The sequence below is a fragment of the Pseudoxanthomonas sp. genome (assembly GCF_051953815.1).
Lineage (GTDB): Bacteria > Pseudomonadota > Gammaproteobacteria > Xanthomonadales > Xanthomonadaceae > Pseudoxanthomonas_A.
The window spans coordinates 43,469-66,430 of the sequence record NZ_JBQCIJ010000046.1 but is presented as its reverse complement, the minus strand read 5'-3'; the positions used below and the strand labels follow the sequence as shown (position 1 = coordinate 66,430).

Genomic DNA, 22,962 nt, shown 5'->3' with positions numbered 1-22,962 from the left:
GGCCCCTATGCCGCCGCATCGTCGATGCCCTGTTCCTGCAGCTTGCGGCGGAACTCGGCCTGGCGACGGGTCCGATCCATGACCTGTCCCTTGAGCTGACCGCAGGCCGCGTCGATGTCGTCGCCGCGGGTCCGGCGGACCATGGTCAGCACATGCGCGTCCAGCAACAGTTTCTGGAACGCACGGATGTCTTCCTCCCCCGATCGCTCGTAGCGCGTACCCGGGAACGGATTGAAAGGAATCAGATTGACCTTGCCCGCATCCTTGAGCTGGGTCGCGTTGCTGAACTTGCGCATCAACTGCGCAAGCTGGCGGGCGTGCTCGGGCTGGTCGTTGATGCCCTTCATCAGCGTGTATTCGAACGTCACCGAATCACGCTTCTTGTTCGCCCGCAGGTAACGCGCGCAGGACGCCATCAGTTCTGCGATCGGGTACTTGCGATTGAGCGGCACCAGCTGCTCACGCAATGCGTCGTTGGGCGCGTGCAGCGACACCGCCAGCGAAACATCGGTTTCGGTCGAAAGCCGGTCGATCATCGGCACCAGACCGGACGTCGACAGCGTCACCCGCTTGCTGGCCAGGCCGTAACCCAGATCGTCGCGCATGATGTTCATCGCGCGCACGACGTTGTCGAAGTTGAGCAGCGGCTCGCCCATGCCCATCATCACCACGTTGGTGAGGCGGCGATTCTGCGCCGGCACATTGCCCAGGTGGCGCGCGGTGATCCAGACCTGGCCGATGATCTCGGCGGTGGTCAGGTTGCGGTTGAAGCCCTGGGTCGCGGTGGAGCAGAAGGTGCAGTTGAGGCCACAGCCCACCTGCGAGGACACGCACAGCGTGCCGCGGTTCTTGTCCGGGATATAGACGGTTTCGACGGCATTCTTGCCGTCCACGCCCATGCCCAGCAGCCATTTGTGGGTGCCGTCGGCGGAGGGCTTGTCGAACACCACGCCCGGCACGATGACCTCGGCATGTTCCTGCAGCTTGGCGCGCAGGCCCTTACCGAGATCGGTCATCTGCTCGAAATCGGTGACGTAACGGTGATGAATCCACTTCATCACCTGGTGGGCACGGAACTTCTGTTCGCCGAGCTGCTCGACGAAGAAACGCTCCATGCCCTCCCGATCCAGATCGAGCAGATTCTGCCTCGCGGACAGGCCAGCACCGATCGCCGCGGGTTGCGCATCCGCGGCCAGTTTCAATTCGATCGGCGCTAGCTCGTGACTGCTCATCGCCTGCTTAGCGCGAGAACACTTCGGTGGCGGCGAAGAAGTACGCGATTTCGATGTTCGCGTTCTCGACCGAATCCGAACCGTGCGCCGCGTTGGCGTCGATGGAGTCGGCGAAGTCGGCGCGGATCGTGCCCGGCGCGGCTTCCTTCGGATTGGTGGCACCGAGGATCTCGCGATGCTTGAGCACCGCGTTCTCGCCTTCCAGCACCTGGATGGCGACCGGACCGGAGATCATGAATTCGACCAGCGCGTTGAAGAACGGACGCTCGCGATGCACGGCGTAGAAACCTTCGGCCTCGCGACGCGACAGGTGCTTCATCTTCGCGGCGACGATCTTGAGACCGGCCTTTTCGAAACGGGCATAGATTTCGCCGACGACGTTCTTGGCGACGGCATCGGGCTTGACGATCGACAGGGTGCGCTCCAGCGCCATGGGGATTTCTCCGTTGGGCGGGCCACTTTCGGCCCAAGGTTAACATGAAAAAACCCGCGTCGAAACACGGGCTTAGCCTGAATTGCGTAGCGAGATTCTAACGTATCGTCCGCAATTGCGCACCTGCCCGGAGCCGGATTGCTGCAGGGCAGCATGACAACCATACGTGAGCGGATGGACAATCAAACAAGCGTTTGATTCAGCGGACCTCACGGCCATGGGCAACACCCCCCACTTCTCCACCAAGGAGCGCATCCTCGGCGCCGCCGAGGAACTGTTCGCCCAGTTCGGCTTTGCCGGCACCTCCCTGCGCCAGGTCACCAGCCGGGCCGACGTCAACATCGCGGCGGTCAATTACCACTTCGGCTCCAAGGAAAACCTGGTCAATGAGGTATTCCGCCGCCGGATGGACGAAATGAGCGGCCAGCGGCTGAACCAGCTGCGGACGGCGCTGGAGACCCGCCCCGGCGAACTCGAGCCGATCCTGGCCGCGTTCGTCGAACCCGCCCTGGCCCTGGCCCAGGACCGCCATGGCGGCGGCGCCTTCGTGCGCGTCATCGCCCGCGCCTACGCCGAGAAGAACGACGGCCTGCGCAAGTTCCTGTCCGATCACTACGGCCATGTCCTGCGCGAGTTCGGCAAGGCCATCGCCGGCTGCGTGCCGGGCCTGAGCAAGGAAGAGCTGTACTGGCGCCTGGATTTCCTGTCGGGCGCGCTGACCTATGCGATGGCGGACTTCGGCCTGATCAAGCGTCCCCATGGTGTCACCGAGGCGGTGCACCGTGAACGCGCCGCCCGTGAACTCATCCGTTTCGCCGAGGCCGGCCTGCGCGCCGACCACGTCAAATAACCCCCTGACATCCAAGGATTCCCGAAATGTCCAATCCATTGCTTGTACGCAAGGCGGCCGTGCTGGGTGCCGGCGTGATGGGCGCGCAGATTGCCGCGCACCTGACCAACGCCGGCGTCGACACGGTCCTGTTCGACCTGCCCGCCAAGGAAGGCCATCCCGACGGCATCGTGCTGAAGGCGATCGCCAACCTGGGCAAGCTGAGCCCCGCCCCGCTCGCCAGCAGGTCGTTGGCCGAAGCCATCACCCCGGCCAACTACGACGCCGGGCTGGAGCAGTTGAAGGGCTGCGACCTGATCATCGAGGCCATCGCCGAACGCATGGACTGGAAGCAGGACCTGTACAGGAAGATCGCTCCGTTCGTCGCCGGGCACGCCGTGCTGGCCAGCAATACTTCCGGCCTGGGCATCAACGCGCTGGCCGATGTATTGCCGGAACAGCTGCGCCACCGCTTCTGCGGCGTGCACTTCTTCAATCCACCGCGCTACATGCACCTGGCCGAGCTGATCCCGGCCCGGACTACCGACGCTGCGGTGCTGGAAGGCCTGGAAACCTTCCTCACCACCACCCTGGGCAAGGGCGTGGTCTATGCCAAGGACACGCCGAATTTCATCGGCAACCGCATCGGCGTGTTCTCCATCCTGGCCACCATTCACCACACCCAGCAGTTCGGATTGGGATTCGATGAGGTCGACGGCCTCACCGGCCCGCTGGTCGGCCGTCCCAAGTCGGCGACCTACCGCACTTCCGATGTGGTGGGACTGGACACCATGGCCCACGTCATCAAGACCATGGCCGACACCCTGCCAAACGATCCCTGGCATTCCTATTTCAAGTCGCCGGCCTGGCTGGACGCGCTGATCGCCAAGGGCGCGCTTGGCCAGAAGGCCGGCGCCGGCATCTTCCGCAAGGTCGGCAAGGACATCGTCGTGCTGGACCTGCAGAAACAGGACTACCGACCGGCCGATCGCGCGGCGGCGCCGGAAGTGGTCGAGATCCTCAAGCTGAAGAATCCGGCCGAGAAGTTCGCCCGCCTGCGCGAAAGCCAGCATCCCCAGGCCCAGTTCCTGTGGGCGGTATTCCGCGATCTGTTCCACTACAGCGCGGTCCATCTGGCCGACATCGCCGAAACCGCGCGTGATGTCGATCTCGCCATCCGCTGGGGTTACGGCTGGTCGCTCGGTCCGTTCGAGACCTGGCAGGCCGCCGGCTGGAAGCAGGTCGCGCAGTGGATCGCCGATGACATCGTGGCCGGCAAGAGCATGAGCAGCGCGCCGCTGCCGGACTGGGTGTTCGACGGTCGCGAAGGCGTGCATGCCGCCGACGGCAGTTACAGCCCGGCGCGCAATGCCAAACTGCCCCGCTCCGCCCTGCCGGTCTATCGGCGCCAGCGTTTCCCGGATCCGCTGCTGGGCGAAACCTTCCCGCTGGGCGAGACCCTGTTCGAGAACGACGGCGTGCGCCTGTGGACCGATGGCGACGGCGTGGGCGTGGTCGGCTTCAAGACCAAGATGAACACGGTGTCCGACGCCGTCATGGCGGGCCTGCAGGAATCCGTGGCCATCGCCGAGCGGACGCTCAAGGGCCTGGTGATCTGGCAGCCGAAGGAGCCGTTCTCCGCCGGCGCGGATCTGGCCGGTGCGCTGGGCGCGCTGCAGGCCGGCAAGATCGCCGAGTTCGAGGCGATGGTCGCCACGTTCCAGGCCACCAGCCAGCGCATCAAGTATTCGCTCGTCCCGGTCGTTGCCGCGGTCCGCGGGCTGGCGCTGGGCGGTGGCTGCGAGTTCCAGATGCACAGCGCGCGTACCGTAGCCTCGCTGGAAAGCTACATCGGCCTGGTCGAGGCCGGCGTGGGCCTGCTGCCGGCTGGCGGTGGCCTGAAGGAAATCGCGGTTCGCGCCTCGCAGGCGGCCGGTCCCGGCGGTGACGTGTTCGCCGAACTCAAGCGCACCTTCGAAACCGTGGCGATGGCCAAGGTGTCCACTTCGGCTGTCGAGGCCAAGGAACTGGGCTTGCTGCGCGCCAACGATCAGGTGGTCTTCAATGCCTACGAGCAGTTGCATATCGCCAGGCAGCAGGTCCTGGCGCTGGCCGAGAGCGGGTACCGTCCGCCCCTGCCGGCGCGCCGCATCCAGGTCGCCGGCGATGTCGGCATCGCCACGTTCAAGATGCTGCTCGTCAACATGCTGGAAGGCCGCTTCATCAGCGAGTACGACTACGAGATCGCCACCCGCATCGCCACCGTGCTGTGCGGCGGAGAAGTCGATCGTGGCGCCCTGGTCGACGAGGAATGGCTGCTGGCACTGGAGCGCAAGCATTTCGTCGAGTTGGCCCAGCAGGAGAAAACCCAGGCCCGCATCGCGCACATGCTGAAGACCGGCAAGCCGTTGAGGAACTGAGATTCGTGATTCGGGATTGGGAATTCGCAAAAGCGGTTCCCCTCCCACCTGAAAATTCCATCACCGCCGGGAAGGCAGGAACGGGGTCCATTCCCAGTTCCGCAACCCCGGTTCTCGGAGAAAGCCATGAAACAGATCCAGGACGCCTACATCGTCGCCGCCACCCGCACCCCGGTCGGCAAGGCCCCGAAGGGCGTGTTCCGCAATACCCGTCCCGACGACATGCTGGCGCATGTGCTGAAATCGGTCATCGCGCAGGCGCCGGGCATCGACGTCAATCGCATCGATGACGCCATCATCGGCTGCGCCATGCCGGAAGGCGAGCAAGGCATGAACGTGGCCCGCATCGGCGTGCTGCTGGCCGGCCTGCCCAACACCATCGCCGCCCAGACCATCAACCGCTTCTGTTCCTCCGGCTTGCAGGCGGTCGCCATGGCCGCCGATCAGATCCGCCTGGGCAACGCCGATCTGATGCTGGCCGGCGGCACCGAGTCGATGTCGATGGTGCCGATGATGGGCAACAAGGTCGCGCTGTCGCCATCGGTCTTCAAGGACGACCATGTCGCCATCGCCTATGGCATGGGCATCACCGCGGAGAAGGTTGCCGAGGAGTGGAAGGTCTCGCGCGAAGAACAGGACGCCTTCGCCCTCGCCTCCCACCAGAAGGCGCTCGCGGCCATCGCCGCCGGCGAATTCAAGAGCGAAATCTCACCCTATGAAGTCCTGTCGCATCTTCCGGACCTGGCCGGCAACACCATCCGCCTGAAGAAGCTGCTGGTCGAGAACGACGAGGGCCCGCGCCCGGATACATCGCTGGAAGGCCTGGGCAAGCTTCGCCCCGTATTCCGCAACGGCCAGTTCGGCGGCAGCGTGACCGCGGGCAACTCCTCGCAGATGAGCGACGGCGCGGGCGCGGTGCTGCTCGCTTCCGAGCAGGCGATCAAGGACTACGGGCTGACCCCGCTGGCCCGCTTCGTCAGCTTCTCGGTCGCCGGCGTGCGCCCGGAAGTGATGGGCATCGGCCCCATCGCAGCCATTCCGAAAGCACTGAAGCAGGCGGGCCTGAGCAAGGACCAACTGGACTGGATCGAACTCAACGAAGCGTTCGCCGCGCAGGCCCTGGCGGTGATGCGCGACAGCGATCTGGACCCGTCCAAGGTCAATCCGCTGGGCGGCGCGATCGCGCTGGGCCATCCGCTGGGTGCGACCGGTGCCGTGCGCACGGCCACCATCGTCCATGGCCTGCGTCGCCGCCAGCAGAAGTACGGCATGGTGACGATGTGCATCGGTACCGGCATGGGCGCGGCCGGCATCTTCGAATCGCTCTGACTCCGGCGCGTTGTCGCGAATCGAAAAAGAAAGGCGCCTTCGGGCGCCATTCTTTTCTCCATTGTCAGCTTCCGCGAAGAGTCCGACCCACAACCCGCGTTTCCCTCAGGCCAGGCGGGTGCCGTTGGGGACCGGTCGTTCCAGGGTAGTGATGACCACACCCTGCTCGGTGGGAAAGCCGGTCAGCAGGAATTCGGAGATGAAAGGGCCGACCTGCTTGGGCGGGAAATTGATCACGCCCACGATCTGTCGTCCGACCAGATCCCCGCTCTCATAGAGCGCGCGGATCTGCGCACTGGTCTTGCGCACGCCGTGGACGCCGAAATCCACCCACAACTTCCAGGCGGGCTTGCGCGCCTCCGGGAACGGCTCCACGCGCACGACCGTGCCCGCGCATAGATGCACTTTCTCGAACTCTGCCCAGGTCAGCGTGGCCTCGTCCATCAACCGCCTACTCCAGATCGGTCACGCCGAGCTCACTCAGGGCATCCTGCATCATGCTGCGGGCGGCATCGCTGAGCTTCTCGTGATCCAGCGCATAGCGGATGGTCGCCTCGATCAGGCCGATATGGGTACCGCAGTCGAAACGGGTGCCCTGGAAGCGATAGGCATGGACCGGTTTCCGGGAAAGCAGCGTCGCGATGGCGTCGGTCAGCTGGATTTCGCCGCCGGCACCCGGTGTGGTGCTTTCCAGCAGGTCGAAAATACTGCCATCCAGCACATAGCGCCCCACCACGGCCAGCGTGCTCGGCGCGACTTCCGGCTTCGGCTTCTCGACGATGGCGTTGATCCGGCCGGAGCGGCCGGAGAAGGCGTCCGTCGCAACGATGCCGTAGCTCGCCGTCTGTTCGCGCGCCACATCCTGCACCGCAATCATGCTGGCGCCCGTGGCTTCGGCGGCATCGGCCATCTGCTTCAGCGCACCCGCGCCCCGGTTCCAGATTAGGTCGTCGGGCAGCAGGACCGCGAACGGCTCATTGCCGACAATGGGCTTGGCACACAGGACGGCATGACCCAGTCCCAGCGCCTCGGCCTGGGTGACGAACACCGCACGGACGCCCTCCGGCAGTACATTGCGGACCAGTTCCAGCTGTTCATGCTTGCCTGCCCGCTCCAGCTTCTGCTCGAGCTCGTAGGCCTTGTCGAAATAGTCGGCCACCGCGTGCTTGTAGCGGTTGGTGACAAAGATAAGGGTGTCGCAACCGGCCTCGATGGCTTCATCGACGGCGTACTGGATCAGTGGCCGATCGATGATCGGCAGCATTTCCTTGGGAACGGTCTTGGTGGCGGGCAGGAATCGAGTACCCAGTCCTGCGACGGGGAATACGGCCTTGCGGATGCGTCCGGTCATCGGGTCCTTCGGGCTTCGCGAGCGGGAAAGGTCACGATGGTAGCCGAAGCAGGCTCAAGAGATTGTTCAAGCGGGGAGAACTCGGGCACGGCGATCCGCAGGACTTCCTGCATCTCGTCCACGTCATAGCGACCATGCGCGCTTCGTAGCCGCTGTATCGCCAGTTCGATGAAATCAGCCGATACCGTGCGCGCCTCGGCCTGCATGATCTTGGAGTGCGACGTGGGCCGGTAGGCCTCGTCCGCATGGAACAGGTTCTCATGCAGCTTTTCGCCCGGCCGCAGCCCCGTGTAGACGATGGCGATGTCACGCCCCGGTTGCTTGCCCGCCAGCCGGATCATCTGTTCGGCCAGCAGGCGGATCGGCACGGGCTCGCCCATGTCCAGCGTGTAGATCGAGGCATGGGCCGCACCGGCGGCCGCCTGCAGGATGAGCTGGCTGGCTTCCGGAATCGTCATGAAGTAGCGGGTCACTTCCGGATCGGTCACGGTGACCGGGCCGCCCTTGCGAATCTGTTCACGGAACAGGGGAACCACGCTGCCCGCCGAATCGAGCACATTGCCGAAGCGGACGGTCACGAACCTGGTCCCACCCGCATGACCCTCATCCGACGCCTGGCACACCATTTCGGCGAGGCGCTTGGTCGCACCCAGCACGTTGACCGGGTCCACCGCCTTGTCCGTAGAGATCAACACGAACGTGCCGACGCCCTTCCGGCGACAGGCCTTGGCCACCATTTCCGTGGCCAAGACATTGTTGCCGACCGCTTCGCGCAGATGCTGTTCCAGCAGGGGAACCTGCTTGTAGGCCGCCGCATGGAATACCGCGTCCGGCTCGGCCAGCGCCAACGCATGTTCGATGACCGCGGGATCACCGCAGTTGCCGAGCACGGGCAGGATTTCCAGGTCAGGAAAGGCTCGTTGCAGGTCCGCCTGGATGGTAATCAAGGCGAGTTCGTCGATCTCCAGCAGGGCAATGCGTTGCGCGCCATGACGTGCGCACTGCCGGCACAGCTCGGAACCAATCGACCCACCCGCGCCGGTCACCAGCACGGTCCGGGCTCCCAACCAACCCCGGATCAGCTTCCAGTCCGGCGTCACGGATTTCCGACCCAACAGATCCTCGATGGCGACCTCCTTGAGATCGCCCGGCATCGCATGGCCTTCCAGCACGTTGATCAGGCGCGGCACCATCCGGAACGGCAGGCCGGTGCTTTCGCAGATGGCGACCACGCGCTGCATGCTCGGCGCGTCCAAGGAGGGCATCGCGATGACCAGCATCCGCGCCGCGGTTTCGCGGGCGACGGCGGCGGCTTGATCGAGGCCGCCCAGGACCGGCACGCCCAGCAGCTTGGAGCCGTGCAGCTTGACGGCATCGTCAAGGAAGGCAATCGGGTGATAGACGCCGGTACGGCGCAGTTCGCGCACCAGGGCTTCGCCGGCCCGTCCCGCCCCGAGGATGACCACCCGGGAAGCATTCTCATGGGATCGGCTGGCCTGCAGGTCCTTCCAGGCCCGGTACAGCAGACGCGGCACGCCCAGGAAGGCGACCAGCGCGAAGGGATAGAACGCCAGGACCGCCCGCGGCAGCGAGCCGAAGCGGTTGTAGAAGAACAGACCGATGACGATGGCGAGGAACCCGAGGCCGCTGGCCTTCACGATGTTCCACAGGTCCGGCAGGCTGGCAAACCGCCACAGTCCCCGGTAGAGCCCCATCCACCAGAACACCAGGCCCTGCCCGGCGACCACGATGGCGACCTCGTTGGACCACAGGGGATAGCCGGGGGACTGCGGCAACATGGCGTAGCGCACGAAGTGCAGCAATTGCCAGCACAGCCAGACCATCGACAGGTCATGGGCCGCCACCAGCAGGCGCGGTAGGAACGCCGTTGCCCGGTCCCGCCAAGATTGCATGCAACTCCTCCCTGACCTTTCTATGACAATCCCTTGCGCAACCATCCCCATAGCGCAAGTGCGAATGCGTACCAGACGAGAGTGGCCATCAACCCATATCCGGTCCCGGCATTAGACAGCATCCACATTAACAAGAGCGTAACACCGCTGAACAGGGCATAGAGGGTGGTTACGGCCACGTGACCGTAACGTCGGGCAGCACGCTGGTAGACATGTGTGACGTGTGGCGTCCACCAGCGCTCGCCGCGCAGGATGCGCGTGGCGAGCGTGAAGCCCGCGTCTACGAGGAACGCAGCCGGTGGCAGGAGGAACAGCCAGGGCGCGATTTTCGCGGTGCCGGGTACCAGGGAGAGCAATGCGCCCAGGGCGAAACCCAGCGCGCCGCTGCCGACGTCGCCCAGGAAAATCCGCGCACGCGGAAAGTTGAACGGCAAGAAACCGCAACAGGCCGCGAACAGGGCGGCCGCCAGCCATGACCACGGGCCATTCATGAAGAATGCCCCGGCCACCGCGACCAGCAGGGCCTGGCTCGTCGCCAGCCCGTCGATGCCGTCCATGAAATTCCAGACATTGACCAGGACGAGAATGGCCATGACCGCCAGCCCTGCTTGCCATGCGGGCGCTCCGTGACGATACAGGGCCGCAGCGAAGATCAAGGCGGCGAGCAGGTGAACCAGCAGGCGCCACGATGCCGGCAGTGGCCGATGGTCGTCCCACCAGCCGATGCCGGCGACGAGCAGCAATCCAACGCCGAATGCGGCGAACAAGCCGGCATCGCCGGAGGCCTGGCTCCCCAGAACCACGGCGGCCAGCAGCAGGGCAACCACGATGGCGATGCCACCACCACGAGGGGTGGCGATGGAATGGCTGCGCCGCTCGCCAGGCTGATCGACCAGTTGCCGGTGAATCGCATAACGGCGCGCCGCCCAGGTAGCTGCCGCCGTCACCAGGAAGAGCAGCAACAGCCAGGGGATGAATCCAGGCATCAGACGACGGCGTAGTTCAGCAACGGCTTGATGCTGCCCCATTCCTTGCAGCTGGGACATTGCCAGTGGTGCGTGCGCGCGCCGAAACCGCAGCGGGTGCAGCGGTAACTCGGATTGCGGACCAGCAATTGATCGGTAATGTGCTTGAGGTCGTGCAGGGTCGCGGACGGGTCGGCGCCCTCGGCCAGGGTGAGGTCGATCAGGGCGGCTTCGCCGCGCACCGAGGGCCGATCCTTGAGCTGCCTGGCCAGATAGGCACGCGCGGCCGCCACGCCATCCTGCCCTTCCACCAGCTTGGTGAGAGCCAGGACCGGCGCGATGCCCCGATAGTGCTCGCTCATCTCGGAAAGGAACGCGCGCGCGCCGGACAGATCGCCAACCTTTTCGTAGTTGGCCAACAGCCCTGGCAGCACTTCGGGCAGATAGTCGGGGTCATGCCGCGCGGCCCGTTCGTAGGCACGGATGGCCGCTTCATGGTTGCCGGCGTCCGATTCCAGGCGTCCTTCCAGGATACCCGCGCGCACGCTGCCGGCATCGGCCTGGTAGGCGCGGGCGATTGCCGCGCGGGCCGCGGGAACGTCATTGGCGGTGCGATGGCGCTCGGCAAGCTCGCATTCGAACTGCGCCACCAGCTTGCCCATCGCCTCGCCGGTCACTTCCTCGTAGCGCATGGCGTTGTCGATCGCCTTCTCCCAGTCGCGCTCGGCCTGGTAGATGCCAATCAGGTGCTTGAGCGCCTGCGGCGCGCGCTGATCGATGCGGGCGAGATCGCTGAACACCGTTTCCGCGCGATCCAGCAGGCCGGATCGCATGTAGTCCTCGCCCAGCGCCAGCAGGGCCTGGACCTTCTGCTGGTCGCTCAGGTCAGGACGCTGCACCAGTCCCTGGTGCAGCCGGATGGCGCGATCCACCTCGCCCCGGCGGCGGAACAGATGGCCCAGCGCGACCTGGGTCTCAAAGGTTTCCTTGTCCAGTTCCGCGATGTGCAGGAACAGTTCGATGGCCTTGTCGGGCTGCTCGTTGAGCAGATAGTTCAAGCCACGGAAGTAGGTACTGGACAGGCGGCTGACCTGGGTGTCGCCGTGGCGCTGCCCTCCCCGCCGGCCGATGATCCAGCCGCTCAGCGCGGCCAGCGGCAGGAACAGGAAGAACCAGAACCATTCGTTGAGGAATTCCATCGATCAGGGGCCCGTGCCGGAAGTCGGCGTTACGGAGGGAGCGGGTGCCGGAGCCTTGCTGGCCTTGCGCAGGCGGGCATAGAGCGGCAAGACCATCGTCGCCATGACGATGAGGCCGCCAATCAGCACCCCGAACAGCAGCGAGAGGATGATCGCGACGCCGGACGAGGTCGGGATCTCGGTGAACAACAGCTTCAGGACGATCGGCTGCGTGTTGAGCACGCCGATCACCAGACCGGCGGCGAGAAAAATCAGTGCGACAACCAGGCGGACGGTACTCATCGGGCAACTCCCTGTGCTTGCCAGTCGGCGCTAGCTTAGCCGAGCGGCGGCTCCGCGCGTAACCGGATGCGCTCCGCCCTGGAATACAGCCCCGCAGCCTGTCGGGATGGAACAGATCAGTCCGCGCTTTCTTCCACCGGCGTGACATCGCTGACGCGTTCGCGCAGTTCCTTGCCGGGCTTGAAATGGGGAACATGCTTGGCCGGCAGCGCAACCGAATCGCCGGTCTTGGGATTGCGCCCCATGCGGGGCGGACGGTAGTGCAGCGAGAAACTGCCAAAACCGCGGATTTCGATGCGATCGCCCTGCGCCAGCGCCCCTGCCATCATTTCCAGCAACGCCTTCACGGCCAGATCGACATCTTCGGCCTTCAAGTGCGGCTGGCGGCGGGTCAGGATTTCGATGAGTTCTGATTTGGTCATCGCGCAGGCTGTCGGGCGGGTACGTTCCGTACCGGCCCGGGTCTGAGACCCGGGCCGGCCGGAAGCTTGTGTTGCTTACAACGGACTTGCTTGGCTTACTCGGACTTGTTGCCGTCCAGCTGCGCGCGCAGCAGCGCGCCGAGCTGGGTGGTGCCGCCGGAAGCCGACTGGTATTCCTCCAGCACTTCGCGCATCTCGGCTTCGTCCTTGGCCTTGATCGACAGCTGCAGGGTGCGGCCCTTGCGATCCATGCCGATGAACTTGGCTTCGATCTTGTCGCCCACCTTCAGGTGCTGGCTGGCGTCGTCGATGCGCTCGTTGGCGATGTCGCGTGCCGACACATAGCCCTCGATGCCGTCGGCCAGCTCGATCACGGCGCCCTTGGCGTCGACTTCCTTCACCACGCCTTCGACCTTCGAGCCCTTCGGATGCGCCGCCATGTACTGGCCGAACGGATCCTGCTCCAGCTGCTTCACGCCCAGGCTGATGCGCTCGCGCTCCGGGTCGACGGCCAGCACCACGGCTTCCAGCGTGTCGCCCTTCTTGAAGTTGCGCACGATGTCTTCGCCGGTGGTGTTCCAGCTGATGTCGGACAGGTGGACCAGGCCGTCGATGCCGCCGTCCAGGCCGATGAAGATGCCGAAGTCGGTGATCGACTTGATCTGGCCGGACACCTTGTCGTTCTTCTTGTGGGTGGCGGCGAAGGTTTCCCACGGATTGGCGGCAACCTGCTTCATGCCCAGCGAGATGCGACGACGCTCTTCGTCCACGTCCAGCACCATCACTTCGACTTCGTCGCCGACCTGCACGACCTTGGACGGATTGACGTTCTTGTTGGTCCAGTCCATCTCGGACACGTGCACCAGGCCTTCCACGCCCGGCTCGATCTCGACGAACGCGCCGTAATCGGTGACGTTGGAGACCTTGCCGAACACGCGGCTGTTGGCCGGGTAACGGCGGGCGATGTTGTCCCACGGATCCTCGCCCAGCTGCTTCAGGCCCAGCGAGACGCGGTTGCGCTCACGGTCGTACTTGAGCACGCGGACGTCCAGCTCCTGGCCGACCTCGACCACTTCGGACGGATGACGCACGCGCTTCCACGCCATGTCGGTGATGTGCAGCAGGCCGTCGATGCCGCCCAGGTCGACGAACGCGCCGTAGTCGGTGAGGTTCTTGACCACACCCTTCAGCACCACGCCTTCCTGCAGCTTGTCCATCAGCTGCTCGCGCTCTTCCGAATGCTCGCTCTCGACCACCGCGCGGCGGGAGACGACCACATTGTTGCGCTTGCGATCCAGCTTGATGAGCTTGAACTCCAGCTCCTTGCCTTCCAGGTAGCCCGGGTCGCGGACCGGACGGACGTCGACCAGCGAGCCCGGCAGGAACGCACGGACGTCCTTGATGTCGACGGTGAAACCACCCTTGACCTTGCCGCTGATGCGGCCGGTGATGGTTTCGTTCTTCTCCAGCGCCTGCTCCAGCTCGTCCCACACCATGGCGCGCTTGGCCTTCTCGCGCGACAGGACGGTTTCGCCGAAGCCGTTCTCGATCGAGTCGAGGGCCACCTTCACTTCGTCGCCCACGCCCACGTCGATCTCGCCGGCGTCGTTCCGGAACTGTTCGATCGGCACGATGCCTTCGGACTTCAGGCCGGCGTTGATCACCACCACGTCGTTGCGGACTTCCACGACGACGCCGGTGACGATGGCGCCCGGCTTCAGCTTGGCCAGTTGGGTCTGGCTCTGTTCAAACAGTTCGGCAAATGATTCGGTCATTGTTGATTACTCGGTTGGACACACGGACGGGTGCGCGCCTGGCGGCGTTCCCCCGTCCACCCTTTCGGCACGGATGAAAAGTGCCGTGTGTAGTTGAAGTGGAAAAAACCGTCGCCCCGGTGCGGACACCGGAGAACGGGGCTGTTTCTGCTGGCGGATTCCGCGGCGTGCCGGACCCGTGAGTCGCCGCGATGAATTGCGATCAACGGCTCACGATGGCCAGTACGCGCGCCACGACTTCGTCGATGCCCAGGCCGGTGGTGTCGATGTGGACGGCGTCGTCGGCCGGCCGCAGGGGCGCCACCGTGCGCTGCGCGTCACGGGCGTCGCGGGCGAGAATCTCGCGTAGCAGACCGTCTAAGGTAACCGAAACCCCTTTGTCTTTCAACTGCTTATAGCGCCTTTCCGCCCGTTCCTCGGCGCTGGCGGTCAGGAACACCTTGTAGGGGGCGTCCGGGAAGATCACCGTGCCCATGTCGCGGCCGTCCGCGACCAGTCCGGGAGCCTGCCGGAAGGCCCGCTGGCGTTCCTTCAGCGCCGACCGGACCTCGGGAATGGCAGCGATGGCCGAAGCAAGCGCGCCGGTCGTTTCCAGCCGCAACTCCTCGGTGGCGTCGACGTCGTCAACGATGACCCGCAGCCCCTGCGGGCCGTCCTGGAAGCGTACCCGGGTATCGAAGGTGCAGCGGACCAGCGCCGCAGGGTCGGAAATGTCCAGATCCGCCCAGCTCGCGGCCACCCCGACGGCGCGGTAGAGCGCGCCGGAATCCAGGTAATGCCAGCCCAGGCGGTCGGCGACGATGCGGCTGACCGTGCCCTTGCCGGCGCCGGAAGGGCCATCGATGGTGAGGACGGGAGTGCTCTCGGGCATGGGGAATCCTGTGGTTTTGCGCCTATTATGCCGCCCCGCCCGCGCCCTGCCCCCGCCGGTTTCCCGCCAGCCCAGGCAACCACTTGATACAGCTGGGGAAATGCCTTTAGAATAGCGGGCTTCGTTTCGCCCCATATTCTTTTACGCCGAGGTTTCATCATGAAGGTCCTGTCCTCCCTGAAGTCGGCGAAGACCCGTCACCGCGACTGCAAGGTGGTCCGTCGTCGCGGCAAGGTCTTCGTGATCTGCAAGTCCAATCCGCGTTTCAAGGCGCGCCAGCGCTGAGTTTCCGCGTCGCGGGCAGTGCTTCGGCCTGACCTGCGCGGGACTCCCGGAAAGCCGCCTTCGGGCGGTTTTTTGTTGCACGGCATTTGCTATAAAGGCCGCCTCTTTCCCGGGGAAATCCGCCATGAACCGTCGCGTCCTCGTCGTCCCGATGTCCGTGCTGCTGGGCCTGGCCATCCACGCGTCCGCCGCCGATACGCTGCTCATCGAACGGGTGCAGGAGACCGCCACCCAGGCGGCGCCCGTGCGCGGCTGGACCAGCGCGCAGGTGCAGGCGCGCTTCGGGAGTCCGCAGCAGAAACTGGAACCCCGGGGCGGCCAGAAACGCCAGTGGCCTACCATCCAGCGCTGGGTCTACCCCGCCTTCACCATTTATTTCGAACGCGACCGCGTGATCGACGTGGTCGCCAACCAGGCGGGTCCGGACGAAATCGGACCCAAGCCGCCCATCCGCTGATACCGCTGCCGATTCGTACGATGACCGACGCTTTCCGCTTTCCCGCCGAATGGGAGCCCCAGTCCGCGATCCTGATCGCCTGGCCGCATGCCGATACCGACTGGGCCGAACGCCTGGGCGAGGTCGAGGAAACCTACGTGGCGCTGGTCGCGGCGATCACCCGTTTCCAGGACGTGGTGATCTGCGTCGCCGACGACGACCTGCAGATCTACGCCGAGGCGCGCCTGCGCTCGGCGCGTGTGGACATGGAGCGGGTGCGGTTCGTGCCGGCCGAATACGACGACACCTGGCTGCGCGATTCCGGCCCGATCACCCTGCGCGACGGTGGCCGCTTCAAGCTGCTGGATTTCCGCTTCACCGGTTGGGGCGGCAAGTTCGAGGCCAGCCGCGACGATCGTCTGGTCGGCGAACTGTCCGGCATGAACCTGTTTCACAACTACTTCGTCCAAAGCATTGATTTTGCTTTGGAAGGCGGCGCCATCGAGACCGATGGAGAAGGCACCCTGCTGACCACCTGGCAATGCCTGCACGAGCGTCATCCCCAGGCCAGCCGCGAAGAGCTGACCGCCAGGTTGAGCGGATGGCTGAAGCAGGACCGGGTGCTGTGGCTCGACCACGGTTACCTGGAAGGCGACGACACCGACGCCCACATCGACACCCTCGCCCGCTTCGCGCCGGGCAATGCCATCGTGTTCCAGGCCTGCGACGATCCGGGCGATTCCCACTTCGCGGCCCTGCAGGCGATGGCCGCGGATATCGCCGCCCTGCGCACCCGCGACGGCGAACCCTATCGCGCGTTCCCGCTGCCGTGGGCGCGCCCGGTGCTGGACAACGGCCGCCGGCTCGCCGCGTCCTATGCAAACTACCTGATCCTCAACGGCGCAGTACTGATGCCGGCGTACGGGGATCCGGCCGATGCCAGGGCGGCGGAGGTGCTCGCGGCGGCCTACCCTGATCGGGAGATCGTGCAGGTACCCTGCCGTGCGCTGATCTGGCAGAACGGCAGCCTCCACTGCATCACCATGCAGTTGCCGCAGGGCCTGCTCTCCACAGCCTGACGGCAAACGGCGCAGTGCGTATTGACCGGGGCGGATTCGCAAGAATCCGCCCCGTTTCACATTTCAGGTGGAAAGCGCGCGCACTAGGTCTTTCGTTGGGGCGGCGTTGAACGCTTCGTTTACACACGCGTGACACCGATCACTGATAACGCTCGCTTGCCCAAAGCGAAGGAGTCCACGGTGTACACACGACGCCAGTTCCTTGCTTCCACGGCCGCGGCCGCCGCCGGCATCGGCCTGGCGGCCTGCCGCGATTCCGCCCAGGCCGGCTTGTCGCAGGACGCACCGGAGGCGACGCCCGTCGCCAGCGCGACACCGCCACCGCCCGGTCCCCTCAATACACGTCTGATTCCGCGTACGCAGGAGCGCATTCCCGTCATCGGCATGGGCACCTCCGGCAGTTTTGAAGTGGGTCTTGGCGCCGCCGAACAGGATCCGTTGCGCGAGGTGCTGAAACGCTTCTTCGCCGCCGGCGCCAGCGTCATCGATACCGCGCCCACCTACGGCACCGCGGAAGATGTGCTCGGTCCCTTGCTCGCGGAACAGAACCTGCGCCCGAAAGCCTGGCTGGCCACCAAGCTCTCCGGCGTCATCGGCCGCGAGGAAGGACTGGCCCAGTTCAACGACAGCCTGCGTCGCCTGCGGACCGACAAGGTCGAACTGCTGCAGGTCCACAACCTCGGCGACCTGAAGACCCAGCTGGCGCTGGCGCGCGAACTCAAGCAGCAGGGCAAGGTGCGTCATGTGGGCGTCACCCACTACGTCGAGCGCGCGCAGGACGAACTGGCCGATGTCGTCCAGGCGGAGAAGCCCGATTTCCTGCAGATCAACTACTCGGTTGTCTCCCGGGGCGCGGAGAAGCGGGTGCTGCCGCTGGCGCAGGATCTCGGCGTGGGCGTGATGATCAACCGCGCGTTCGAGGACGGCCGGTTGTTCGCCCAGGTCAAGGACAAGCCGCTGCCCGGCTGGGCGGCCGAACTGGGCATCACCAGTTGGGCGCAGGCGTTCCTGAAGTTCGCGTTGAGCCATCCGGCGGTCACGGTGGTGATCCCCGCCACCGGCAAACCGGATCGGCAAAGCGACAACCTGCGCGCCGGTATCGGCCCGGATCTCGATTCCGCCCAGCGCCAGTCGCTGATCTCCCTGTTCGCATGAGCTCCCGATGAGCGCCACGCCGCCCCGCTCCAACCTGATCGCCCGCCTGTTCAATGTCGAGCCCCGCGAAACCGGCGCGGTCGTCGCGGGGCTGTTGCTGTTCTTCCTGCTGTTCACCGGCTACTTCATGCTGCGCCCGGTGCGCGAGACCATGGGCGTGGCCGGCGGCGTGGACAACCTGCAGTGGCTGTTCACGGGTACGTTCGTCGCCACGCTGGCGGCGATGCCGCTGTTCGGCTGGGTGGCGGCGCGGGTGCGGCGCCGGCATATCCTGCCGTGGACCTTTGGTTTCTTCGCGTTGAACCTGCTGGCGTTCGCGGTCCTGTTCGCCTGGCGACCGGAGAACGTCTGGATCGCCCGCACGTTCTACATCTGGCTGTCGGTGTTCAATCTGCTGACCATTTCGCTGGCCTGGAGCGTGCTGGCGGATCTGTTCGTGGTGGCGCAGGCCAAGCGCCTGTTCGCGCTGATGGCCGGTGGCGCGAGCCTGGGCGGGCTGTGCGGGCCGGTGCTGGGCACGCTGCTGGTGGCGCCGCTGGGACACGCCGGACTCGTGCTGCTGTCGGCCCTGTTCCTGGCCGCCAGCATCGCCGCCGCGATGTGGCTGCAACGCTGGCGCGACGCTCATCCGCTGCCGGAGCGCGATGCGCAGGCGCGTTCGCGCCCGCTCGGTGGCAATCCGTTCACCGGCGCCACGGCGGTGTTCCGTTCGCCCTATCTGCTGGGCATCGCCCTGTTCGTGCTGTTGCTGGCGAGCGTGAGCACCTTCCTGTACTTCGAACAGGCGCGGCTGGTGGCCGAGCACTTCCCGGATCGCACCCGCCAGACCCAGGTGTTCGGCCTGATCGACACCATCGTGCAGACCCTGGCCATCCTCACCCAGATCTTCATCACCGGCCAGATCGCGCGGCGGCTCGGCGTGGGCATCCTGCTGGTGCTGGTGCCGCTGGTCACCGCCGCCGGCTTCCTGTGGCTGGCGCTGGCGCCGACCTTCGCGGTGTTCGCGGTGGTGATGGTGGTGCGCCGCGCGGGCGAATACGCGCTGGTGCGGCCCGGTCGCGAGATGCTCTACACGGTGGTCGGCGCCGAGGACAAGTACAAGGCGAAGAACTTCATCGACACCGTGGTCTATCGCGGCGCCGATGCGCTCAGCGGCTGGGTGAAGCGGATGCTGGATCTGGTCGCCGAGCATCCCGCGCTGGCGATGTTCATCGGCGCCGGCATCGCCCTGGTCTGGGCCGGCAATGGCGCCTGGCTGGGGCGGGCCCAGCGACGTCGCGAGCAGGCCGGCGACTGAGTCCGGCGGCACCGGCCGTTCACCCGCGGTCGGCCCGGGGCCCGGCCATCCGCGTTACCATGCGCGTCCGCTCAGACCCGCCTCCGCCATGACCCGCAAGACCTCCCTGCCCGTCGCCCTGATCCAGGAAAAGAACCACGGCGATGCCGATGCCAACCTGTCGGTGATCGAGGATCGCGTGGCCGAGGCCGCCCGCCGCGGGGCCCGTCTGGTGCTGCTGCAGGAACTGCACAACGGCCCGTACTTCTGTCAGCACGAGTCGGTCGCCGAATTCGACCTGGCCGAACCGATTCCCGGCCCCAGCACCGAGCGCCTGGGCCGCCTGGCGAGGCAGCATGGCGTGGTGCTGGTGAGCTCGCTGTTCGAGCGCCGCGCCACCGGGCTGTACCACAACACCGCCGTGGTCTATGAAAAGGACGGCAGCATCGCCGGCAAGTACCGCAAGATGCACATCCCGGACGATCCAGGGTTCTACGAGAAGTTCTATTTCACCCCCGGCGACATCGGCTTCAAGCCAATCGATACCTCGGTGGGCCGCCTCGGCGTGCTGGTGTGCTGGGATCAGTGGTATCCGGAAGCCGCGCGCCTGATGGCGCTGGCCGGCGCCGAACTGCTGCTGTACCCCACCGCGATCGGCTGGGATCCGGATGACGCGCAGGAGGAGAAGAACCGCCAGCGCGACGCGTGGGTGCTGAGCCATCGCGGTCACGCGGTCGCCAACGGCCTGCCGGTGCTCAGCTGCAATCGCGTCGGCCACGAACCTTCGCCGCTGGGCGCGTCCGGCATCCAGTTCTGGGGCAACAGCCACGTGCTCGGCCCGCAAGGCGAATTCCTCGCCGAGGCCGGTACCGACGCCACCCTCCTCAATGTCGAAGTGGACATGGAGCGCAGCGAACACGTGCGCCGGATCTGGCCGTTCCTGCGCGATCGCCGCATAGACGCCTATGGCGATCTGCTCAAGCGCTACATCGACTGAGGCATCACCGCTTGCCCCTGCTCATCCGCGACGCCACCGAGGCCGACATTCCGGCCATCACCGCGCTCTACGCCGAGGAAGTACGCGAACGCGTGGCGACCTACGAGTACGACGTGCCCGACGAAGCGGAAATGGCGCAGCGCCTGCGTGCCGTGCAGGCGGCGGGCTATCCCTATTTCGTCGCCGAGCGTGACGGGCGCTTCGCCGGTTACGCCTATGCCAGCAGCTACCGCAGCCGCATCGGCTACCGCTGGACCGTGGAGGACACGGTCTACATCGCGCCGGATCACCAGGGCCAGGGCATCGGCAGGGCGTTGCTGCAACGCCTGATTGACGCCTGCGAGGCGAAAGGTTTCCGCCAGATGGTGGCGGTGATCGGCGAACCCGCCAATGGCGCTTCGGTCGCTTTGCACGAAAAACTCGGCTTCCACACCGTCGGCGTTTTCCAGGGCCTGGGCCGCAAGCACGGCCGCTGGCTCGATACCGTGCAGATGCAGCGCGCCCTCGGCGCGGGCGTCGGCACGGCCCCTTCCGATGAATGACACCATGAACGACCCCACGCCCTCTCCCGTTCCGGCCATGCACGATCCGCTGGCCGGCCAGCCGCACCAGATCGTCGAACGCGATGGCGTCCGCTACACCCTGCTGGGCACCGCCCATGTTTCGCGCAGCAGCGTGGACGCGGTGCGGGCCGCGGTCGCCAGTGGCGCCTACGACAGCGTGGCGGTCGAACTCGATGCCGGCCGCCTGCAATCGCTCACCGATCCCGACGCGCTGGCGAAGCTGGACCTCATCAAGGTGCTGCGTGAAGGCAAGACCCACCTGTTCGCCGCCAACCTCGCGCTGGCCGCCTACCAGCGCCGACTCGCCGAGCAGCTGGATGTGGAACCGGGCGCCGAGCTCAAGGCCGGCGCGCTCAATGCGCGCGAACGCGGCCTGCCGGTGCACCTGATCGATCGCGAAGTCGGCCTGACCTTCAAGCGCGCCCTGCAGCGGTTGAGCTGGTGGGGCCGGGCCAAGATCAGCGCCGGCATCCTGGCCGGCATGTTCGCCGACGAGGAAGTGGGCGATGCCGAGATCGAGAAGCTCAAGCAGGGCGACATGCTGGAATCCAGCTTCGGCGAGTTCGCCCAGGACAACCCGGCGCTGTATGAAACCGTGATCGCCGAACGCGATCGCTACATGGCCACCCGCCTGCGCCAGGCCGGCAGCGCGTTGCAGGCGGGCGAACGGCCGCACGAAATGCTGGCGGTGGTCGGCGCCGGCCATCTGCACGGCCTGGCCCGGCATCTGCGCGAGGACCGGGACGAGCCGGCGGCCACCCTGGCCGAGCTCGAACACATTCCCGAGAAGAGCAGCATTCCGTGGTTCACCCTCCTGCTGACGGCGTTCGTGCTCGGCGGTTTCGCCTGGGGTTTCTATCGCGGCGGCGTCGACGTCGGCTCCGATCTCATCGTCCAGTGGGTGCTGGTGACCGGCGTGCTGGGCGCGCTGGGTTGCGCCATCGCCGGCGGACATCCCCTGAGCATCGTGGCCGCGTTCATCGCGTCCCCCCTTACGCCGCTGCACCCGGCATTGGCGTCGGGCACGGTCAGCGCGCTGGTCGAAGCCACCCTGCGCAAGCCCACCTATGCGGACTTCATGGCCCTGCGCGACGACGTGCAGACCCTGCGCGGCTGGTGGCGCAACCGGGTGGCGCGCATCCTGCTCAACTTCTTCCTGACCAGCTTCGGCACCGCCATCGGCGTCTGGACGGGCGGCCTGCGCATGCTGGGCAAGCTGTTCGGCTGAGCTCCTCCTCCGCATGCCCATGCGCGATCCGCTCGCCGTCCTGTGGTCGCAGTTGCAACGCTGGAAAATCGATCCCTCCCTGCGAGTACCCGCGGAATGGCGTCGTCGCGGCGACGTGCTGGATCGCCTGGAAGCGACCGGCTTCCAGGCCGACCCTATGCTCTTCCGGCAGTCGGAAGACCTGCGCGCGGAGCTGGAAGACATCCATGGCGCGTTCTGTGCCTCGCTGCGCGAGGCCATCCGGAGCGGTCGCGGCGCCGACGCCCTTGCCGCCCTGCCAGGTCCGTCCACGGCCGGCGAGGCGCCCCACGGCGATGACTACGATGCGCTGGACACGCTGATCGCTCAAGTGCTGGCCGTGGATGCGCCATCCGCCGACATCGGCGTGCTGCGGCCCGGGATGGTGTTTTATCAACCGACGCCGGCACGGCACCTGTTCGCGTTGCTGCGGCGGCTGGACCTGCGCGAATCCGACGTCCTGATCGATCTCGGCTCCGGGCTGGGCCATCTGCCACTGCTGGCCGCCATCCTCACCCCCGCGACCTGCCTGGGCGTCGAACTGGAGCCCGCGTACGTCGCCAGCGCGCGGCTCAGCGCCGAAGCGTTGGCCCTGGAACGGGTGCGATTCATCGCCGACGACGCACGTGCCGCCGACCTTTCCACCGGTACCGTGTTCTATCTGTATTCCCCTTTCACCGGAGCAATGCTCGCCGACATGCTGGCCATCCTGGCCCGGCATGCCCGAACGCGGCCGCTGCGTGTCGTCACCCTGGGTCCCTGCACCCACCCTGTGGCGGACGTCACCTGGCTGCGCACCGACGAAGCTGTTCGCGGCGACGTCCCCGTGCTGTTTCACAGCCGCTGACGCCCATCCCGCGCCCGATGGCGGTTGCCCGCTCAAATGATAATGACTATCATTTGC

23 protein-coding genes are annotated in these 22,962 nt (G+C 66.0%); 12 read left to right on the top strand and 11 right to left on the bottom strand.

All coding sequences use genetic code 11. The annotated features are described in order from the left end of the window. Window positions 1-5 precede the first annotated feature (5 nt). Together rlmN and ndk are read right to left on the bottom strand one after the other, a co-directional pair. Window positions 6-1,232, bottom strand: a complete 1,227-nt coding sequence (gene rlmN, locus ACTHN1_RS14215) for a 23S rRNA (adenine(2503)-C(2))-methyltransferase RlmN (RefSeq protein WP_440471586.1) — start codon at window positions 1,230-1,232, stop codon at window positions 6-8. A gap of 7 nt (window positions 1,233-1,239) precedes the next feature. Next, entirely contained in the window at window positions 1,240-1,665 is a 426-nt protein-coding gene (ndk, locus tag ACTHN1_RS14210; protein WP_141452680.1) for a nucleoside-diphosphate kinase, read from the bottom strand. 217 nt (window positions 1,666-1,882) lie between these two features. On the opposite strand from ndk, the gene ACTHN1_RS14205 reads away from it, so the two are divergent. From ACTHN1_RS14205 to ACTHN1_RS14195, 3 genes are all read left to right on the top strand, one after another. Continuing rightward, the gene (locus tag ACTHN1_RS14205) at window positions 1,883-2,515 is read left to right on the top strand and encodes a TetR/AcrR family transcriptional regulator (protein ID WP_440471585.1); all 633 of its coding nucleotides are present in this window, start codon (window positions 1,883-1,885) and stop codon (window positions 2,513-2,515) included. A gap of 26 nt (window positions 2,516-2,541) precedes the next feature. Then, window positions 2,542-4,914 (top strand): 3-hydroxyacyl-CoA dehydrogenase/enoyl-CoA hydratase family protein, encoded by a 2,373-nt coding sequence (locus tag ACTHN1_RS14200; protein ID WP_440471584.1) that lies wholly within the window; start codon window positions 2,542-2,544, stop codon window positions 4,912-4,914. Window positions 4,915-5,040: 126 nt separating this feature from the next. Further along, entirely contained in the window at window positions 5,041-6,243 is a 1,203-nt protein-coding gene (locus ACTHN1_RS14195; protein WP_440471583.1) for an acetyl-CoA C-acyltransferase, read from the top strand. A gap of 105 nt (window positions 6,244-6,348) precedes the next feature. Here ACTHN1_RS14195 and ACTHN1_RS14190 read toward each other — a convergent pair whose 3' ends face one another. The 9 genes from ACTHN1_RS14190 to cmk all read right to left on the bottom strand — a co-directional run bounded on the left by ACTHN1_RS14190 (window position 6,349) and on the right by cmk (window position 15,021). Next, a complete protein-coding gene (locus tag ACTHN1_RS14190; protein WP_440471582.1) occupies window positions 6,349-6,687 on the bottom strand; it encodes a tRNA-binding protein in 339 nt (112 codons plus the stop codon). A gap of 7 nt (window positions 6,688-6,694) precedes the next feature. Next, complete coding sequence (gene galU, locus ACTHN1_RS14185) at window positions 6,695-7,594, bottom strand: UTP--glucose-1-phosphate uridylyltransferase GalU (protein WP_440471581.1); 900 nt, start codon at window positions 7,592-7,594, stop codon at window positions 6,695-6,697. Next, entirely contained in the window at window positions 7,591-9,507 is a 1,917-nt protein-coding gene (locus tag ACTHN1_RS14180) for a polysaccharide biosynthesis protein (protein WP_440471747.1), read from the bottom strand. The genes galU and ACTHN1_RS14180 overlap by 4 nt, the downstream gene beginning before the upstream one ends. A 20-nt stretch (window positions 9,508-9,527) precedes the next feature. Next, window positions 9,528-10,493, bottom strand: a complete 966-nt coding sequence (locus ACTHN1_RS14175; protein WP_440471580.1) for a lipopolysaccharide biosynthesis protein — start codon at window positions 10,491-10,493, stop codon at window positions 9,528-9,530. Further along, the gene (gene lapB / locus ACTHN1_RS14170; protein WP_440471579.1) at window positions 10,493-11,671 is read right to left on the bottom strand and encodes a lipopolysaccharide assembly protein LapB; all 1,179 of its coding nucleotides are present in this window, start codon (window positions 11,669-11,671) and stop codon (window positions 10,493-10,495) included. The genes ACTHN1_RS14175 and lapB overlap by 1 nt, the downstream gene beginning before the upstream one ends. Before the next feature lie 3 nt (window positions 11,672-11,674). Continuing rightward, window positions 11,675-11,953: a LapA family protein gene (locus ACTHN1_RS14165; RefSeq protein ID WP_440471578.1), complete on the bottom strand. Its 279-nt coding sequence runs from the start codon at window positions 11,951-11,953 to the stop codon at window positions 11,675-11,677. Window positions 11,954-12,069: 116 nt separating this feature from the next. Next, complete coding sequence (locus ACTHN1_RS14160) at window positions 12,070-12,375, bottom strand: integration host factor subunit beta (RefSeq protein WP_141452670.1); 306 nt, start codon at window positions 12,373-12,375, stop codon at window positions 12,070-12,072. 95 nt (window positions 12,376-12,470) lie between these two features. Beyond that, window positions 12,471-14,150, bottom strand: a complete 1,680-nt coding sequence (gene rpsA, locus ACTHN1_RS14155) for a 30S ribosomal protein S1 (protein ID WP_440471577.1) — start codon at window positions 14,148-14,150, stop codon at window positions 12,471-12,473. Window positions 14,151-14,352: 202 nt separating this feature from the next. Then, entirely contained in the window at window positions 14,353-15,021 is a 669-nt protein-coding gene (gene cmk / locus ACTHN1_RS14150; RefSeq protein WP_440471576.1) for a (d)CMP kinase, read from the bottom strand. A 159-nt stretch (window positions 15,022-15,180) separates the two neighbouring features. Here cmk and ykgO point away from each other — a divergent pair, with 159 nt between their 5' ends. The 9 genes from ykgO to ACTHN1_RS14105 all read left to right on the top strand — a co-directional run bounded on the left by ykgO (window position 15,181) and on the right by ACTHN1_RS14105 (window position 22,905). Then, window positions 15,181-15,306, top strand: coding sequence for a type B 50S ribosomal protein L36 (gene ykgO, locus ACTHN1_RS14145; RefSeq protein WP_005913193.1), 126 nt, complete (start codon window positions 15,181-15,183; stop codon window positions 15,304-15,306). Window positions 15,307-15,430: 124 nt separating this feature from the next. Next, window positions 15,431-15,763, top strand: coding sequence for a hypothetical protein (locus ACTHN1_RS14140; RefSeq protein WP_440471575.1), 333 nt, complete (start codon window positions 15,431-15,433; stop codon window positions 15,761-15,763). Window positions 15,764-15,783: 20 nt separating this feature from the next. Then, window positions 15,784-16,821 (top strand): agmatine deiminase family protein, encoded by a 1,038-nt coding sequence (locus ACTHN1_RS14135; protein ID WP_440471574.1) that lies wholly within the window; start codon window positions 15,784-15,786, stop codon window positions 16,819-16,821. 180 nt (window positions 16,822-17,001) lie between these two features. Next, entirely contained in the window at window positions 17,002-17,976 is a 975-nt protein-coding gene (locus ACTHN1_RS14130) for an aldo/keto reductase (protein WP_440471573.1), read from the top strand. Between the two features lie 7 nt (window positions 17,977-17,983). Continuing rightward, the gene (locus ACTHN1_RS14125; RefSeq protein ID WP_440471572.1) at window positions 17,984-19,273 is read left to right on the top strand and encodes an NTP/NDP exchange transporter; all 1,290 of its coding nucleotides are present in this window, start codon (window positions 17,984-17,986) and stop codon (window positions 19,271-19,273) included. Between the two features lie 88 nt (window positions 19,274-19,361). After that, a complete protein-coding gene (locus tag ACTHN1_RS14120; protein ID WP_440471571.1) occupies window positions 19,362-20,249 on the top strand; it encodes a carbon-nitrogen hydrolase in 888 nt (295 codons plus the stop codon). Window positions 20,250-20,260: 11 nt separating this feature from the next. Beyond that, complete coding sequence (locus tag ACTHN1_RS14115; protein ID WP_440471570.1) at window positions 20,261-20,791, top strand: N-acetyltransferase family protein; 531 nt, start codon at window positions 20,261-20,263, stop codon at window positions 20,789-20,791. A gap of 4 nt (window positions 20,792-20,795) precedes the next feature. Next, the gene (locus tag ACTHN1_RS14110) at window positions 20,796-22,040 is read left to right on the top strand and encodes a TraB/GumN family protein (protein ID WP_440471569.1); all 1,245 of its coding nucleotides are present in this window, start codon (window positions 20,796-20,798) and stop codon (window positions 22,038-22,040) included. A 19-nt stretch (window positions 22,041-22,059) separates the two neighbouring features. Then, entirely contained in the window at window positions 22,060-22,905 is an 846-nt protein-coding gene (locus ACTHN1_RS14105) for a hypothetical protein (protein ID WP_440471568.1), read from the top strand. Window positions 22,906-22,962: the final 57 nt, after the last annotated feature.